This window comes from Marinomonas phaeophyticola (genome assembly GCF_026966905.1).
Lineage (GTDB): Bacteria > Pseudomonadota > Gammaproteobacteria > Pseudomonadales > Marinomonadaceae > Marinomonas > Marinomonas phaeophyticola.
Genome location: NZ_JAPUBN010000011.1, coordinates 136540 through 152609, shown reverse-complemented (window position 1 = coordinate 152609; position 16070 = coordinate 136540). Strand labels below are relative to the sequence as shown.

Below are 16070 nucleotides of genomic sequence, written 5' to 3'. Positions count from 1 at the left end.
AATAGGCTTATTTAATACTTTCCAGCCTTTCTGCCCATTTACCATTATGGTATTGCTGACAATTTTCTTCCGTGTCATAAGAGATATGACGATCTACTTTCTTTAAAATAACGTCAATTTCAAAGAGTTTTTTCTGAATAAGATGACTCAGTTCTTGCTGCTGAATAGTCGTAAAGCGGGCAAGGTTATCGTTCGTATCAAAGATACAGACGACTTTCAAACTATCAGGGAAAGTTGAATAATTAACCTGGTGTGTTAACCACTGAAAGCCAGAAAAAGACTTTAGAGAGGTTTCACATACGACGGTTAATGCGGTTCTAATTTGATTCTCTAACTTTTTATCGGTTTTTCGCATTCTCCATCCTCTATTTACTTATATAGTTAGTGAGATTAAAAATTGGAAAAGGCTAGTCTAATCCTTGAGACTTTCTTTCTGTCCGGCATTCATAGGAGCTCATTTCAAACTCTCGACAAATCCAAGGTCGATTTTCATAAATGGAACACATCAAGCTGTCACGATCCAGCGCAGAGCACCAACCATCCTCTAGACGTAACATAGTTTCACCGCCCCATTCATCAACAGCAATATGCTTTTCAGGAACCCCTGTGTCGCTAATAATCATCACTTCCAACTGGCAGCAACAAGCTCGGCAGTTTGAGCAGGTTATTTCTGCATCTGATACGTCTTTAATAGGAATGCTCATGAGATCACCGATAAAAATAATGACACATTCTATCTCAAGCGATAATGAAAAAGGGACAAAAACTCAGCCCCTTATCCCTATCAACCAAAACTAATGTGTAACCGCTTGAGATTTTTGAACTTTTTGATTGAATTTATCGTTAACCAACAGAGCTAATAAAATAATGGATGCACCAATACCAAGACGAACAATGTCCGCGTCACGATTCCAAAAGATCACATTGACTAAAATTCCTGCAGGGATCAATAAATTATTTGCTACCGCTAAAGCGCCAACATTCACGAGTGTTGCCCCCTTATTCCAAGCGAAGTAGCCTAAACCTGAAGCCACCACACCAAGGTAGGTTAAAATAGACCATTGTAAAGTGGTTGTTGGCAGTTTTTCTGGGTTCCCTAAAGCTAAATAGCAAGGAATAACAACCGCTAACGCACCAATAAAGAACCAGCCAAACACCGTCCTTTGAGGCAAATCTGGACGTTCTTTCGCAATAATTCTTTTATAGCCAACCTGACCCGCAGCAAAACAAAGATTGGCACCCTGCACAATTAACAAGCCTTTAATAAAGCCTTCATCAATACCTTGATATCGAATAGAAATAGCACCAACAACCGCCAATAAAGCACTGATGATAAAGCCAATATTCAAGCGACGATCAAGTAAATCATTTAATAGCGTAATATAAATTGGCGTCATTACCGTAAACAACAATACCTCAGGTACCGACAAATATAGGAATGACTGGTAATAAAAACCGTACATGATACCCAATTGAAAAGCGCCGCATACCATCAACTGCAAGGCGACTTTAAGTTCAATCTGGCGCAACTTCAAAAAGGGAAGAAAGACAATCGTCGCCAGTGAAACCCGCATTAAAACAGAGAACCAGGCATCAACCTGCCCCGCAAGATAGACCCCGATTAGACTAAAAGAAAACGCCCATAAAAAAGTGACAGCAACCAGTATTAACATGACAACCCATTCCATTTTAGTAAAATTTCGGCAAGTGTACCTGCTAATCTAAGGTAGGTACATTAGTTTACTTAAAATATAAAATGGGTTTACTAATGATCTAGTAACAACAGCCTCTCATTGGGAACATTCCGCTCAACACCTATTGCTACACTCCTTAGTATTCCATCTTTTTTATGCCAGCATGGCACGAATGCGAGCAACAGGGCGCTCATCAATTAGAATATGAATGACAGCGGTTAACAAGGCAATGATGTAAGCCATTCACCAAACAACATCTAAATGCCCCCTCCAAATACGCGGCATGAAAAATCATCTTCAGATAGCGCAAGACTAGCACGTTGAACCCCGTGATTTCGATCAAAACGAAACAGGCGGAGTGATAATTTAGTTTCATTTAAAATCAAAGGAGATATCTCAATTTATCAAAAATCAAGTTCAGTTTTCCTTTTCAAAATCGGGCTTTCTCCAATATATAGGCGGTTAATAAAGTGAAATTATGGAAAAAGGCAAAAAGAAATGTCGCTTTATTTAGTAAAAATGTCGCTTTATTTCTAAAAAACATAGAATAATACACGTACTGTGGTTATGTCTGAATCACTTCAGCGATAAATATAAATTTTAGTCATTCTGAGGAAGAGTATGGAAATACTTAATTTTCTAATTCAAAACCATGATTTATTGCTTAAGTTAACCATTGAGCATATTTCATTGGTCGCCGTTGCCGTCGGATTGGCCACGTTAACAGGCGTTCCTATTGGTATTGCCATCACTCAAAACGAAAGAGTTGCCAATATTGTTCTGTATACAGCATCTATAATCATCACAATTCCTTCTATCGCCTTATTTGGTTTGATGATCCCAATCCTTTCTGTGATTGGCCATGGGATAGGTTACTTACCTGCCGTTATTGCTGTATTACTCTATTCCCAGCTACCAATTATTCGTAACACCTATACCGCCATTAACAATGTCGATCCCGCTTTAAGAGAAGCGGCGCGAGGTATTGGGATGAGTCCCATGCAACGTCTAAGGATGGTAGAAATCCCACTGGCGATTCCCGTAATCATGGCTGGTATTCGGATTGCTGTCGTTATGAATATCGGCGTTATGGCGATCGCGTCTTATATAGGTGCAGGAGGTTTAGGCGTTCTAATCAGTCGAGGCATCACTCAAAGTGATCCAAGACAGCTGGTCGCAGGTGCCATCGCGGTCAGTATTTTAGCGATTATTGCCGATTATTCACTCATGCATCTCCAGAAAAAGCTAACACCAAGAGAAGGTACGCAACAATAAACTCCGCTTTCCATAGGTTATTGAGATAAATAAAATGATAAAAATAAATAATTTAACAAAAATATTCAAAACGCCAAATGGCCCTGTCACAGCAGCAAACAACATTCAAATGGAAGTACCTGAAGGTGAAATATGCGTTTTATTAGGACCTTCTGGGTGCGGAAAAACGACAACCTTAAAAATGATTAACCGTATAGTGCCTCCGACTTCAGGTAAGGTATTTATTAATGGTGAAGACACATCTGGGCTAGATACCGTAAGTTTACGCCGTAATATCGGCTACGTGATCCAGCAAATTGGCCTTTTTCCTAATATGACAATTGAAGAAAATATCGTTCTTGTGCCAAAGTTATTAGGTTGGGAATCAGCTCGCTATAAAAAACGAGCTCTTGAATTACTGGATATGGTCGCACTTGATCCATCGGTGTTCTTAAAACGCTACCCCAAAGAACTTTCCGGTGGGCAGCAACAGCGTATTGGTGTTGCTCGGGCTTTGGCCGCAGATCCACCAGTAATGTTAATGGACGAACCATTCGGTGCGATCGACCCAATCAACCGTGAAATTATTCAAGACGAGTTTTTGAAAATGCAAAAAGTCTTGAATAAAACCATTATGTTTGTCAGTCACGATATTGATGAAGCCGTAAAGATGTCTAATCGAATCGCCATTTTCAAGGCCGGAGAGCTCATTCAATACGATACTCCAGATAATATTTTAGCCCACCCAAAAGATGAGTTTGTGAAAAACTTTGTTGGGGATGATCGAGCACTTAAAAGATTGCGCTTGGTCAATGTGGCCCAAGTGATGGAACCGCCTATCCATGTATTGCAAACGGACAGTCTCAGCGACGCTTTTCAAAAAATGCAGGCTTGTGGCTATTTCCATGCCATCACATTGGTAAATAAATCAACGCAACCCATCGGTTTTGTAACCAAAGAGGCAACGCAAACTCGACAGGGTCAATGCGGAGAACATTATATTGGTCTGAAGTCCGTCATCAGTATTAATGACGATTTACGTAAAGTCGCCTCAAAAATGTTTACACACGACATAACTTGGATGCCATGCGTCGATGACGAAGGTCGAATGGTCGGTCAAATCACTCAAAAAGGGATTACTCATTATTTAGGGGCGACGTATCGTCGTGACAGTTATCAAAACCCTCCTAACGAGTCTGAGCATATTGACCCATCCAATACGACTTCATGCTAAGGGAGCACATCCATGAAACACATCTCCATCAAAAGATATGGCTATGCGCTTGGAATACTCGTGGCTTTCTGGCTAGGCTCGGTTTTCGAACAAAATTCGGTTTTTGCCGCCTTATGGGAATACAAAGAAGACGTCATTTATCTGATTGGACAACATATAGAAATGGTTGTTATTTCTGGTTTAATTGCCATTTCGATAGCCATTCCTATCGGAATCATTTTAAGCCGCCCTCGCTTTTCCAAGTATTCTGAGTCTGCGATGCAAGTCCTCAATATCGGCACGACCATTCCAACGCTCGCGATACTGGCCTTAGCGATGAGTTTTCTTGGAATTGGTACATTACCGGCCATATTCGGCTTGTGTATTGCGTCACTCCTTCCCATTGTGCGTAACACCTATATTGGGCTCAACGAAGTACCCGCACACCTGAAAGAAGCGGCAGCAGGAATAGGCATGACGACGACTCAGATGCTAATCCGAGTAGAAATACCGAATGCGCTTTTTGTTATGTTCGCAGGTATTAGAACCGCTCTCGCCATTAATGTAGGAACCGCCCCCTTGGCCTTTCTTATTGGCGGTGGCGGTTTAGGTGAATTAATTTTTACCGGTATTGATCTTGATGAACCTTTTATGATGCTTGCAGGCGCGATCCCCGTTGCCATGCTTGCCATTTTGGTTGATGTATTCATTGCCGCGATTGCCTTTTTGCTGGTCCCGAAAGGAGTCAATCCACTCAGACACTAACCGCTCAGGATTATGATTCGATTGACTAATATTTAAATCCATAAATAAAAAAACACAATAATAGAGGATACTACCCATGATGAGATTCGTAAAAAAACTGGCTATCACATTGGCACTGCCTTTCTTAGCCGTAAGCACTACTCATGCAACCGAGATTGTTGTTGGCGGTAAAAACTTTACTGAACAACAGATACTGACTGAAATCACCTCTCAATACCTCACTATTAAAGGGTTCGATGTAGAAAAGCGTTCTGGTATGGGGAGTACGGTACTACGAAAAGCACAAGAGAATGGACAAATAGATCTGTACTGGGAATATACAGGGACATCCTTACTCACCTACAACAAGTTTAAAGGCAAGCTGACAACCCCCAGTGAAGTCTATGAGAAGGTAAAAGAGCTTGATGCTAAAAAAGGCTTGGTTTGGCTAAATGCATCTGCGGCGAATAACACGTATGCTCTGGCCATGCGAAAAGATCATGCAGAAAGCTTAGGAATACAAAGCCTAAGCGATTTATCTAAGGCCATCAATGATGGTACAGAACTCACCTTTGCGGTGAATGCTGAGTTTTACGCTAGGGATGATGGCTTCAAGCCAATGCAAAAAGTATATGGGTTTAAAATGGATAGAAAAGATATTAAGCGTATGGACACAGGCTTAACCTATACCGCATTAAAAGAAAAACAAGTGGATTTTTCACTCGTTTTTGCCACCGATGGCCGTATTCAAGCATTTAACTTTATTACCTTAGCGGATGATAAAAATTATTTCCCCAGTTACGCACTGACGCCGGTCATCAGAGCGGAGGTTTTAGCCGCCAACCCAGAGTTAGAAGATCTACTAAATCGTCTATCGCTTATCATAAATGACAGTACTATGCGTGACCTAAATGCTCGTGTTGATGTATTACACATGCCAATAGAGCAAACCGCTAAAGACTTTCTAATCGGTGCCGGCATTCAATAAGCCATAATTAGGGTGGTGCAATCACCACCCTTTATTAAATGAACGGGGTTATTATGATGACATCTTCTATTCGAGTCGGTATAGCACAAATTAATGTAGCGCTCACTCAAATCGATACAAACTTTATAAAACATCAACAATTTATAAAAGAAGCCCAACAGGATAAATGTGAGCTATTGCTGTTTCCAGAATTATCACTAACAGGGTATCAAGTCGCTCATCATACGCCTCATATTGCGATGCCCGTCACCGATGAAAGACTTATTCGTCTCGCTCAAATAGCGCCTTCTATGTGTGTTGTTGTGGGGTTTGTCGAATATGCCGGCCCAGGGGAATACTACAATGCCATGGCGCATTTACACCATGGAGAAGTAAAAAAAATTCACCGTAAGCTAAACCTACCCACTTACGGAGGTTTAAACGAAGGTAAATGGTTCCATCAAGGCCAACAACTGACTCATACCAATATCAAGCCGAATTGGCATTCAAGCACCCTAATTTGCGCCGATTTATGGAACCCAGCACTAGTTCATTGCGCGTTTTTAAAACGTCCAGAAATTATGTTAGCGCCTATCAATTCAGCATCCAACATAGTCAGCGACGTATTCTCTAATGAAAAAAACTGGCTCACTAATATTGAATTCTACTCTATGACCTATGGTACCCCCTTAATGATGGCAAATCGTTTTGGACCAGAGAACGACGCCCATTTTTGGGGAGGCAGCCGAATTTTAAACTCTAGAGGGGAAGTGATAGTACAAGCGGAAGATAAAGAAACCTATATTAGTTGTACTCTAGAACTTAACGACATAGCCACCGCTCGGTTTGATTTGCCAACGATAAGAGACGCTAATTCTGCATTAATCAAACAACTACTTAATGTCTAATTAAACCGTTATTTAATGACTAAACATATTTATGGCCAATAAAAATGAACGACCTCATTGATTTTATTCACCACCTAAAATACGAAGACTTACCTAGCTCAGTAGTTAAACAAGCGACCTATTGCCTGATCGATCTATTAGGTGTTGCGGCCTCAGGGCATGGCACACAACTAGCGAAAATAATGGAAACGTTTGTAAGCGATCAAATGCCAGGCCAGATCCCACTCTTGTTTTCCGATCAATGCGCCAGTTTAAGTGGTGCTTGTTTATTTGGCGCCAGTCTAATTGATAGTATCGATGCTCATGATGGTCAGGTATTAACGAAAGGGCATGTTGGCGTTGCCATCTTACCCGCGCTGCTAGCAACCCTATCTGAACAGCTTAATAAAGGGGACGAACTCTCAGGGAAAGAGTTAATCACTTCTTTAATAATAGGCTATGAAGTCGCAACCCGAGCAGGTATTGCCCTACACTCTACGGCCTTAGATTATCATACATCAGGGGCATGGAACGGACTTGGCGTCGCGGCCATTAGCGCGAGATTGATGCGACTTAGCCACCAGCAAACCTATGAAGCACTTGGTATTGCGGAATTCCATGGTCCAAGAAGCCAAATGATGCGCTGCATTGACTACCCAACCATGGTGAAAGATGGCTCTGGATGGGGGGCGTTAGCGGGTATCACCAGTAGTCTATTGGCCAAAGCAAATTTTACTGGAGCTCCAGCGATTACGATGGATGCAAATACCTTATCAAATGACGCAAAAAAAACAGCGATTGTGCATCGTACTTGGCAAGATATTGGTCAACGCTGGTACATCCAAGAACAATATTTTAAAGCCTACCCCGTTTGCCGTTGGGCCCAACCCGCCATTGAGTCAATACGCCAAATACAGAAGAATAACCCATTAGATTATACGCAAATTAATCGTATTAAAGTGGTCACCTTTCATCAGGCTAAACGACTCCATATTACGCAACCTCAAAACACCGAACAGGCTCAATACAGTCTCCCATTTTCGGTTGCTAGTGCACTTATCGACGGAGAAGTCAGTGTGGATTCTATCGGAGAAACACAGGCAGGTTTATTCCATCCAAAGCGCATAGCTCTCAGTCAAAAAGTCAAGATAGAAGAACTCGACGAATACAATGCGCTTTTCCCAGCAGAAAGATGGGCCCATGCCATTATAACGTTAGCAAATGGTAAAGAGCTCCAGTCATCAGCTTGCATCGCAAGAGGAAACCCAGAGAACCCTTTAACGGAAGATGAAATGTTAGACAAGTTTTATCGCCTTACCAAGCAATCAATAAAGCCAAGTAGACAAGCCTCCATAATTGAAATGTGCCAGTCTATGGCCGACCTGAACCCCAAAAAACTATATGAATTTTTACAGTTGTTAAAACCAGAATAATTCCATTATTTAACCCCCTAATAAACTAATTAAAAATCAGACAACAAAGTCACATCAAAAAAACGATACCTAAATAGTCCTCAGTACTATAGATACTTTCGAGGGCTATCGCTGGTACACTAGGCGGTTATGTATGTGTAGATAAACGCTCTTCTCGTGGAGAACAATGGTACTGTTTGCGATAACAGCGCGAGAAATAAGACGTCGAACTAAAGCCACAAGCGGTGCTAATTTGCATCATAGATAAATTGGATTGCAGTACCAGATGGTGGGCTCTCTCTAACCGCAATTGAAGGTAATGATTCGCTGGAGTGGTCGATAAAAAGGATTTAAATAACCGTTCCATTTGACGTACTGACAAACCCACTAAATCTCCAATTTCTTGGCAAGTCAGTACCTCTTCGATATTGCTGCGCATTAGCTCTAACGCTTTTAATAGTCGAGGATGATGGGCGTGATGCCTTAATTGCAAGTCCATGCGTTGCTTATCATACGCGGGACGAATGGCCGGATGAATACACTGCTCCGCGACATCTTTTGCAAGAGATTCACCATGCTTTAAAGAAATAAGTTGCAACATCAAATCTAATCCAGCTAACCCTCCTGAGCATGTCATCACATCTCTATCTATTTCATATAACTCCCCTGTCACTTGTAGGTCTGGGAACTGCTCAGAAAGGCTATCTTGGTTTTCCCAATGAATTGTGCATCTTTGATTCTTTAATATCCCCGCTTTCGCTAATAACAGGCTACCAGTAGAAGTTGACCCTAAATTAATTTTTTGTTGTTTTAAGCTTCTAAGCCAGCTTAAAAGTGACGCATCATTCGCTTGATGGGCATCGATTCCCGCTACCACAAATAAAGTATCTAAATCACGAATATCATTTTGCTTTCTAGAGGGAGAAAAAGGCAACCCATTACTGGCTGTTATTGTTTCATCATGGTGGCAATAGAAATCCCAAGTATACAGTTCTTTGTCACTAATCCGGTTCGCCATTCGTAGTGGGTCCACCACCGCGGCTAATGAAATCATGGAAAAACCAGGTACCAAAAAGAACCCGAAATGTTCAATACTAGAATCCGCTACAAGTGTCATATATCACCTAAAAAGTCGTATTTATAATCAATAATGTCGCATTTTTTTTATTTATTGCAACTATTTTTCGCCATTATATTCATCACAGTCTGGCTGCATTCGCTTATTTATACTTGTTGGTGAAGGCTCTATCTGTCCTTTTTACACTACTAAAACTAGGGAGTTTTACTTCATGATTGAACAAAAAGTATCTTTTCACAGCGACGGTCTTATCCTTGATGGGGCTTTTTTTACTGATGAAACAAATCAGGATCCAACACTTCCAATTGTGATTGCATGTTCTGGTTTCACCGGTCAAAAAAACATTCATCCAGAGCGTTATGCTCGTGCTTGGACAAAAAAAGGGTTTACTGTATTTGGTTTCGACTACCGTGGCTTTGGTGCGTCAGAAGGAGAACGTGAACGCGTTATTTTAGAAGAGCAGGTTCGCGATATTGCGAATGCAGTTGCCATTGTTGCTGAAAAAGCAAAAACGGAAAATCGTAAAGTGTTTCTAGCTGGATGGGGGATGGCAGGTGGGTTGATCTTAGACGCATTGCGCATCTGTGAAGGCCAAGTTGATGGTCTGGTTGCGATGAATGGCTTTTTTAATTCAGTACGTGTACAAAAAGCACTTCGTGGCGAGCATGGTTGGAAAGCATTCAAGGCTTTTATGGCTGAAGAGCGCTTACGCTTAGCAAAAGGAGGGGAGAAGAAAGGGATTGATCCTTTTGAAATTTACCCGCTTGATCCTGTCAGCCGCGAATATGTATTCACAGAATTAGTAAAAGCGCCAGGATATGGTGTGACTTCTGACTTTGACTTTGCCGATTCTCTTATTAGCTTTAATCCAGAAGCCAATTTAGACGAACGTTTTTCAAACATCCCCTTATTAATCGCTCATGGGGCTGAAAACGATCTACACCCAGTAACGGAAGCAAAGTCACTTTATGCCGCCTACCCAGGCCCTAAGTCTTTATTCTTATTGAAAAATGGCGGTCACACTGAATGGATGCTTGATGAAGACCCTCGTTTCATTGAATTTTCAACCCATATTGCAGATTGGATTAGTCTCCAGAACTAAACCTTATATAAGCTAAATAAATAAGGGTTGATCATCGGCTTCAACCCTTATTTATTCGATTCTTATCCAGATGGTATCTATTATGAATTCAAATATTGAGCATCACACTACAAATAATTCTTCCCTAAATGAACCCCCTCTTTGTGATGCGGCTGATCCATTTGTTTTAAAACCAAATTTTGACATGCCTTTTGGCGCAATTGATTGTCATGCACATGTATTTGGTCCACGTAATAAATATGAATACACAGCAAACAGAAGCTATACACCACCAGATGCTCCCGTAGGCGCTTATTTACATATGCATCATCAACTTGGTATATCACAAGGTGTGCTTATTCAACCCAGCGTTTACGGAACAGATAATAGCCTTCAAGCAAACACACTTAATTATTTACGCTCTCTTGGAAAAGATTACAAAGGCGTTGCGGTAGTGGATGCAAATGTCAGTGAGGCAACACTGGATCAACTCGCCCTATCAGGCCATGTTGGAGTGAGAATGAACCTTCTTTTTAAAGGAGGCATTGCTTGGGATGATATTTGTCATCTAGCGGAGCGACTATCAAAAAGACAATGGCATTTGCAATTTCTCATTGATATAACCACCTTCGAGAACTTCGCAGAAAAAATCAGGCAACTGCCAGTCCCTGTTGTTATTGATCATATGGGGCATATGAACTGCAATAAAGGTCTGCAACACCGTGCATTTCAAGATCTTCTCAGCCTACTTAGAGAAGGAAGGGTGTGGGTCAAACTCTCAGCCGCTTATCGTATTAGCGATCAGGCAACACCACCTTATGAGGATGTGACGGCGTTCGCACAAGCCTTGATTCAAGCTAATCCCCATAACTGCATCTGGGGGTCGGATTGGCCCCACCCTTTATTCAATAAAGACATGCCCAATACCACAGACCTATTAAATGAATTCATTCAATGGGCCCCTAGCAAAGAACTCAGACAGCAAATTTTAGTCGCCAATCCAAGAAGACTCTATCAATTTAACTAAGCCTTTCATTAGGATTTTACACCTGCCTCTTGTATCAAGAGTTAAAGACCTCTCATCTTCCCTAACGCGATACGCAGACACTGATGTTAGGGAAAGTAAATCACTCTCAGTCCCTTCTGGGATAAAAATAAAATATGGGACAGCCCTTATGCTATTCCTATTGTGCTACTCCTATCATGGAATTGTCGTTTTATAACCGCGGTTATACTTCTGTCTTTTCTTCGCCTATATTGTCAATAAATGTGGGTAAAATAATGCCATCCCTGCACATTTTGTCCTTTAAATTCATAATTGGTACCAATAAAACCTGAATAAAGTAACAACCGCGGAAGCCGTATCCAAAGGCTATTTTTAGTATAAAACTTAGGTAATAATCACTCCATCGAAACGCAACAGCGATTCACCAACTTATCAAACTGAAACAGTTTTGGAGATTTATTATGAACACATTTACTAAAGCAACATTGGCTCTTTTGACTTCTTCTGCTATCGCAACATCTGCACTCGCGGCAAATGGTTCTTCTGATGATTCCGCTTACGAAACCTATCGTAACAGCATTTCTAGCGTTGAAGCTTTGTCCAACACATTAGACAAACAAGGCATTCAATATAATGCTGACGTTGATCTAACAGGCGCAAACACTTTCACTAAGAAAGCCGATGCTTACAACGACAAGTACGAAGAATTACAAACGATCTTTAATGCCGCTCACTTTGCGAACTAATTGATCGTTTAGCACTACCCTTTTTCAAGGTTCCTTTTTTTAAGCCAGACTCGTTCTGGCTTTTTTTTATGTTTTTTTAACCTATCTTATTTTAGATAAATCACAGTATTTACCTTGTTTTCCGCTTTAGTTCAGCTATTCATGGGCTTTAATGTTATTATCTCATGGTCCCCGCAATGATCCCATGCCTAAAATAGGCCAAGATACGCTCCTTATCGGTTCACTTCATATCTATTCTCTCCTGCTATTTTCAATGACGTAATTAGTCAAAATAGTTTATTCGCGTAACTGATCACACGTTTATGAACTCAAACAAGTTTATTTTTATTCAAAAAGGAAACGGTTATGAGTCAACTAACGTTCGGCGTTATCGGCACGTCAAAAAAACAAGACGAAAGGCGTTACCCTATACACCCTGAGCACTTCTCTCGCATTCCAAAAGATATACGACAACGTCTGATTTTCGAAGAAGGATACGGCAAGGTATTCAATATTAGTGATGCCGAGATCGCGGCACAAACGGGCGGTATTGCCACAAGACAATCCATATTAGCTGACATTGGCAATGTCATTATTGCTAAGCCAGTACTTGAAGATTTGGAAGAATTACGTGAAGGCGGAGTGATGTGGGGCTATGCACATTGTGTTCAACAGCGACAAATCACCCAAGCCGCACTTGATAGAAAACAAACCTTGATTGCCTTTGAAGATATGTTTGTCTGGTCTCCTAGCGGCCAAGTCGGTCGCCATACTTTTTATAAAAATAATGAGATGGCAGGCTATTGTGCGGTAATTCATGCCTTGCAATTAAAAGGTATCGATGGTCATTATGGCGATCAACGTAAAGTCATTATCTTTAGCTTTGGTGCTGTCAGCCGCGGTGCTATTTATGCACTAAAAGCTCATGGGTACCGAGATATTACCATCTGTATTCAACGGCCAGATCATGAAGTTCGTGAAGAAGTGTTAGACTGCCATTATGTTAAGGTACGTGCGGGTCAGGAAAACGAACCAAGAATGGTCGTAGTCGAGCATGATGGCACCGTTTCTCCATTAATTGATTTAATTAGCGAAACGGATATCATAGTCAACGGTACATTCCAAGAAACCGACAACCCAACCAATTTCATTATTGAAGAAGAAGCCGACTACCTAAAAAAGAACAGCCTTATCATTGATGTGAGTTGTGATGAAGGTATGGGGTTCTTCTTTGCGAAACCGACTTCGTTTAAAGAACCCATGTTTAAATACAAAACCGTCGACTATTATGCGGTTGATCACACTCCTAGCTATCTATGGGAAAGTGCAACACGCTCTATTTCAGCCGCTTTGATTGTCTACTTAGAGAACGTCTTAACCAGCCGAGAAGGTTGGCAAGAAAACGAAACGATTCGTAGAGCAATTAATATCGATGCAGGCATTATCAAAAACCTGGCCATCAACACATTTCAAAATAGAGAAAGTTTCCCTCCCTATCGGTCCATAGGGTAAAAACCTAACTCTAAACAAAAAGCCAGTATGTCTATTAATATTCAATAAACATACTGGCTTGATAGGGTAAACTAAGCCCTTTCTTTTGACTCTTGATAGCAGGCTTAGCTAGGCATATCTAATCAAGCATAAAGGTTTTAGAAGGATCAACCAAAATATGGTCCTTCATACCTTCTCTTCCAAGTAACATCAAATAGGTCATGTCCGCACGGTTAGTTAAGGTCACTTCAATCGACCAACTGCGATTCCCCATTGTTAACTGAGTCTTGATCACAAAGCGCTTCTCAGAATTACCATTTGACGATTTAATACTACGGATATCATGTAATGCCGATTCACAGTGGGTCACAGTATCCACGTTATACACATCAGGATGAATATCAAACTTCACCCATGTTTTACCTTCTTTGGTAAATTTTTTAACATTGTCCACATGCAAGGAGGAAGTTTTTGCCCCCGTATCGACTCTTACTTGCAAATCAGTAATGCCAAGATCCGGCAAAGCGCAGGTCTCAAGGCTACCAACAATTAATTTTTCACTCATGGCATACTCATCTTAAAATAACTAAAGGCACTAACCTTTACCTTTTGTCTTGGTGTTATTTGGTTTTGCATTTGCTTCGATAAATTCAAAAATCAAATCACCAATGTCTTTGCCTGTCGCCACTTCAATACCTTCTAATCCTGGAGAAGAGTTCACTTCCATGACCACAGGTCCATTTTTAGACTGTAAAATATCCACACCACAAATATTTAGTCCCATCACCTTAGCGGCATTTACGGCCGTAGCGCGCTCTTCTTTCGTTAAGCGAATCAATTCCGCTGTGCCCCCTCTATGTAAGTTAGAGCGAAACTCACCCTCAGCACCTTGGCGCTTCATGGCCGCGACCACTTTACTACCGACAACAAAACAGCGAATATCGGCGCCACTGGCTTCTTCAATGAATTCTTGAACTAAAATATTGGCCTTTAACCCCATAAAAGCTTCGATAATGCTTTCAGCGGCTTTATCTGTGTCCGCAAGCACCACACCAATACCTTGAGTGCCCTCTAATAATTTAATAACGACAGGGGCACCGCCCACATTTTTAATCAAATCTTTTATATTATCAGGTTTGTTGGCAAAACCGGTTCTTGGTAAGCCTACGTCCTTACGAGAGAGCAATTGCAATGCTCTTAACTTATCGCGAGAACGACTGATAGCAACCGATTCATTGACGCAAAAAGTTCCCATCATCTCAAATTGGCGCACCACAGCCGTACCATAAAAGGTAATCGACGCACCAATACGCGGAATCACGGCATCATAGTAGGGTAATTCTTTACCATGATATCGCACAGCTGGACGGCTTTTAGTAATGTCCATATAGCAATGCAAGGTGTCAATAATATCAACCTCATGGCCCCGAGCTTCGCCGGCTTCTTTAAGACGTCGAGTGGAATATAGGTTTTCATTTCTAGATAAGACAGCAATCTTCATTATATTTCCCGAGCAGCGAGACGTAAAAAATTAAAGGAACTGGCAGGTGCCAATATCCGCACAAGGTAAATTGAACCTATCTCTAAGTAAAGCACAATCTTTTCAGAATATAGGCTAAATCAACATTTTAATTATTGATTGAATTGAGAATGCGGAAAAGACTTAGCGGGTTAAACATCTCTATGGTTTTTTGCTCTACCAGATAGGCAATTTAACTCTGCCGGTATTCGTGATCGTTTTAACAGAACAAAGGTAACCCGATAAAATGTCAGCATTAACCTTACAAATACTCAGGGATTTTTTGTTTTTCCCTAGGTATTTTTTTATACATTCCCTATAATCAGCGTCCAATCACCTCTTTTTAGACGAAAGAGCGATTTTACTTTTCAGATATGGGTATGAGTAAGAAGTGACATTTCGTTTGCAAAGCATTCAACAAACTAAGACGGAAAAAAGCGTCTTAATTAGCTTATGTTCTGTCCTACTTATCTACTTTGCGCCTTTCTTTTGGCAACTTTGTTCTGCACTGGTTGACCCTTATTCGTTTGATTCGTCTCACGACCTATCCCATAACCCCAAAAGCTATGTTTCTGTAGGTCATGACCATCACCAATATACCCAACGTACTTTCTCTTTAAAGGAGCCACAACTCGCTATAGGTGCGGCATCACAGCTTAATTTATTTGAAACCTGTAGCTACTGCTCATTGCTTTTTCACTTAAATTGGCTAGATGTAAAGCCCTTTGAGCTCATTGCTCTTGCCAAAGCCACTTACCCTATTCTTTTTCTGGCGACTCTAGCGACAATTATTAATTCTAGATTTACGTCTCTGAAACCTCGAGCGCCCCCTCAACCTATCTAGTCAATGCTCATTTTAACAAAATTTATTGTCACACTTTCTTGGCCTCTATTGAGCGCTAAGAGTGATACTTTATTACTTGAAAATAGGTAACTAAAGACCAGCTTTAGCGTACTCGCTTAAGAGGTTTTTAGTCGATTTTCTATGTTTGAGAATAT

17 protein-coding genes are annotated in these 16070 nt (G+C 41.0%); 11 read left to right on the top strand and 6 right to left on the bottom strand.

Annotated features, from left to right (window positions below; translation table 11 throughout):
* Window positions 1-7: 7 nt before the first annotated feature.
* From O1D97_RS04600 to O1D97_RS04590, 3 genes are all read right to left on the bottom strand, one after another.
* Window positions 8-355, bottom strand: coding sequence for a Fis family transcriptional regulator (locus O1D97_RS04600; protein ID WP_269123230.1), 348 nt, complete (start codon window positions 353-355; stop codon window positions 8-10).
* Between the two features lie 52 nt (window positions 356-407).
* Window positions 408-704: a YkgJ family cysteine cluster protein gene (locus tag O1D97_RS04595; protein WP_269123228.1), complete on the bottom strand. Its 297-nt coding sequence runs from the start codon at window positions 702-704 to the stop codon at window positions 408-410.
* A gap of 90 nt (window positions 705-794) precedes the next feature.
* Window positions 795-1673, bottom strand: a complete 879-nt coding sequence (locus O1D97_RS04590; RefSeq protein WP_269123226.1) for a carboxylate/amino acid/amine transporter — start codon at window positions 1671-1673, stop codon at window positions 795-797.
* A 642-nt stretch (window positions 1674-2315) separates the two neighbouring features.
* Here O1D97_RS04590 and O1D97_RS04585 point away from each other — a divergent pair.
* The 6 genes from O1D97_RS04585 to O1D97_RS04560 all read left to right on the top strand — a co-directional run bounded on the left by O1D97_RS04585 (window position 2316) and on the right by O1D97_RS04560 (window position 8192).
* Window positions 2316-2969, top strand: a complete 654-nt coding sequence (locus O1D97_RS04585) for an ABC transporter permease (RefSeq protein ID WP_269123224.1) — start codon at window positions 2316-2318, stop codon at window positions 2967-2969.
* A gap of 34 nt (window positions 2970-3003) precedes the next feature.
* Window positions 3004-4182, top strand: coding sequence for an ABC transporter ATP-binding protein (locus O1D97_RS04580; protein WP_269123222.1), 1179 nt, complete (start codon window positions 3004-3006; stop codon window positions 4180-4182).
* Between the two features lie 12 nt (window positions 4183-4194).
* Window positions 4195-4926, top strand: a complete 732-nt coding sequence (locus O1D97_RS04575) for an ABC transporter permease (RefSeq protein ID WP_269123220.1) — start codon at window positions 4195-4197, stop codon at window positions 4924-4926.
* Window positions 4927-5002: 76 nt separating this feature from the next.
* Window positions 5003-5893 carry a glycine betaine ABC transporter substrate-binding protein gene (locus O1D97_RS04570; protein ID WP_269123218.1) on the top strand — a complete coding sequence of 297 codons (891 nt, stop codon included), beginning with the start codon at window positions 5003-5005 and terminating at the stop codon, window positions 5891-5893.
* A gap of 53 nt (window positions 5894-5946) precedes the next feature.
* On the top strand, window positions 5947-6780 hold the full coding sequence (locus O1D97_RS04565) for a nitrilase-related carbon-nitrogen hydrolase (protein ID WP_269123216.1): 834 nt from the start codon (window positions 5947-5949) through the stop codon (window positions 6778-6780).
* A gap of 44 nt (window positions 6781-6824) precedes the next feature.
* Complete coding sequence (locus O1D97_RS04560) at window positions 6825-8192, top strand: MmgE/PrpD family protein (protein ID WP_269123215.1); 1368 nt, start codon at window positions 6825-6827, stop codon at window positions 8190-8192.
* A 127-nt stretch (window positions 8193-8319) separates the two neighbouring features.
* On the opposite strand, the gene O1D97_RS04555 is transcribed toward O1D97_RS04560, so the two are convergent.
* A complete protein-coding gene (locus tag O1D97_RS04555; RefSeq protein WP_269123214.1) occupies window positions 8320-9288 on the bottom strand; it encodes a GlxA family transcriptional regulator in 969 nt (322 codons plus the stop codon).
* A 172-nt stretch (window positions 9289-9460) separates the two neighbouring features.
* On the opposite strand from O1D97_RS04555, the gene O1D97_RS04550 reads away from it, so the two are divergent.
* From O1D97_RS04550 to O1D97_RS04535, 4 genes are all read left to right on the top strand, one after another.
* A complete protein-coding gene (locus O1D97_RS04550; RefSeq protein ID WP_269123213.1) occupies window positions 9461-10351 on the top strand; it encodes an alpha/beta hydrolase in 891 nt (296 codons plus the stop codon).
* 82 nt (window positions 10352-10433) lie between these two features.
* Window positions 10434-11357 carry an amidohydrolase family protein gene (locus O1D97_RS04545; RefSeq protein WP_269123212.1) on the top strand — a complete coding sequence of 308 codons (924 nt, stop codon included), beginning with the start codon at window positions 10434-10436 and terminating at the stop codon, window positions 11355-11357.
* 440 nt (window positions 11358-11797) lie between these two features.
* Window positions 11798-12082, top strand: coding sequence for a hypothetical protein (locus O1D97_RS04540; RefSeq protein ID WP_269123210.1), 285 nt, complete (start codon window positions 11798-11800; stop codon window positions 12080-12082).
* Between the two features lie 345 nt (window positions 12083-12427).
* Entirely contained in the window at window positions 12428-13573 is a 1146-nt protein-coding gene (locus tag O1D97_RS04535) for a N(5)-(carboxyethyl)ornithine synthase (RefSeq protein WP_269123209.1), read from the top strand.
* Window positions 13574-13691: 118 nt separating this feature from the next.
* On the opposite strand, the gene O1D97_RS04530 is transcribed toward O1D97_RS04535, so the two are convergent.
* Window positions 13692-14117 carry an ATP-dependent zinc protease family protein gene (locus tag O1D97_RS04530; protein ID WP_269123207.1) on the bottom strand — a complete coding sequence of 142 codons (426 nt, stop codon included), beginning with the start codon at window positions 14115-14117 and terminating at the stop codon, window positions 13692-13694.
* A 30-nt stretch (window positions 14118-14147) separates the two neighbouring features.
* Complete coding sequence (rimK, locus tag O1D97_RS04525) at window positions 14148-15053, bottom strand: 30S ribosomal protein S6--L-glutamate ligase (protein WP_269123205.1); 906 nt, start codon at window positions 15051-15053, stop codon at window positions 14148-14150.
* Between the two features lie 409 nt (window positions 15054-15462).
* Here rimK and O1D97_RS04520 point away from each other — a divergent pair, with 409 nt between their 5' ends.
* Window positions 15463-15915 carry a DUF2946 domain-containing protein gene (locus tag O1D97_RS04520; RefSeq protein WP_269123203.1) on the top strand — a complete coding sequence of 151 codons (453 nt, stop codon included), beginning with the start codon at window positions 15463-15465 and terminating at the stop codon, window positions 15913-15915.
* Window positions 15916-16070 lie beyond the last annotated feature (155 nt).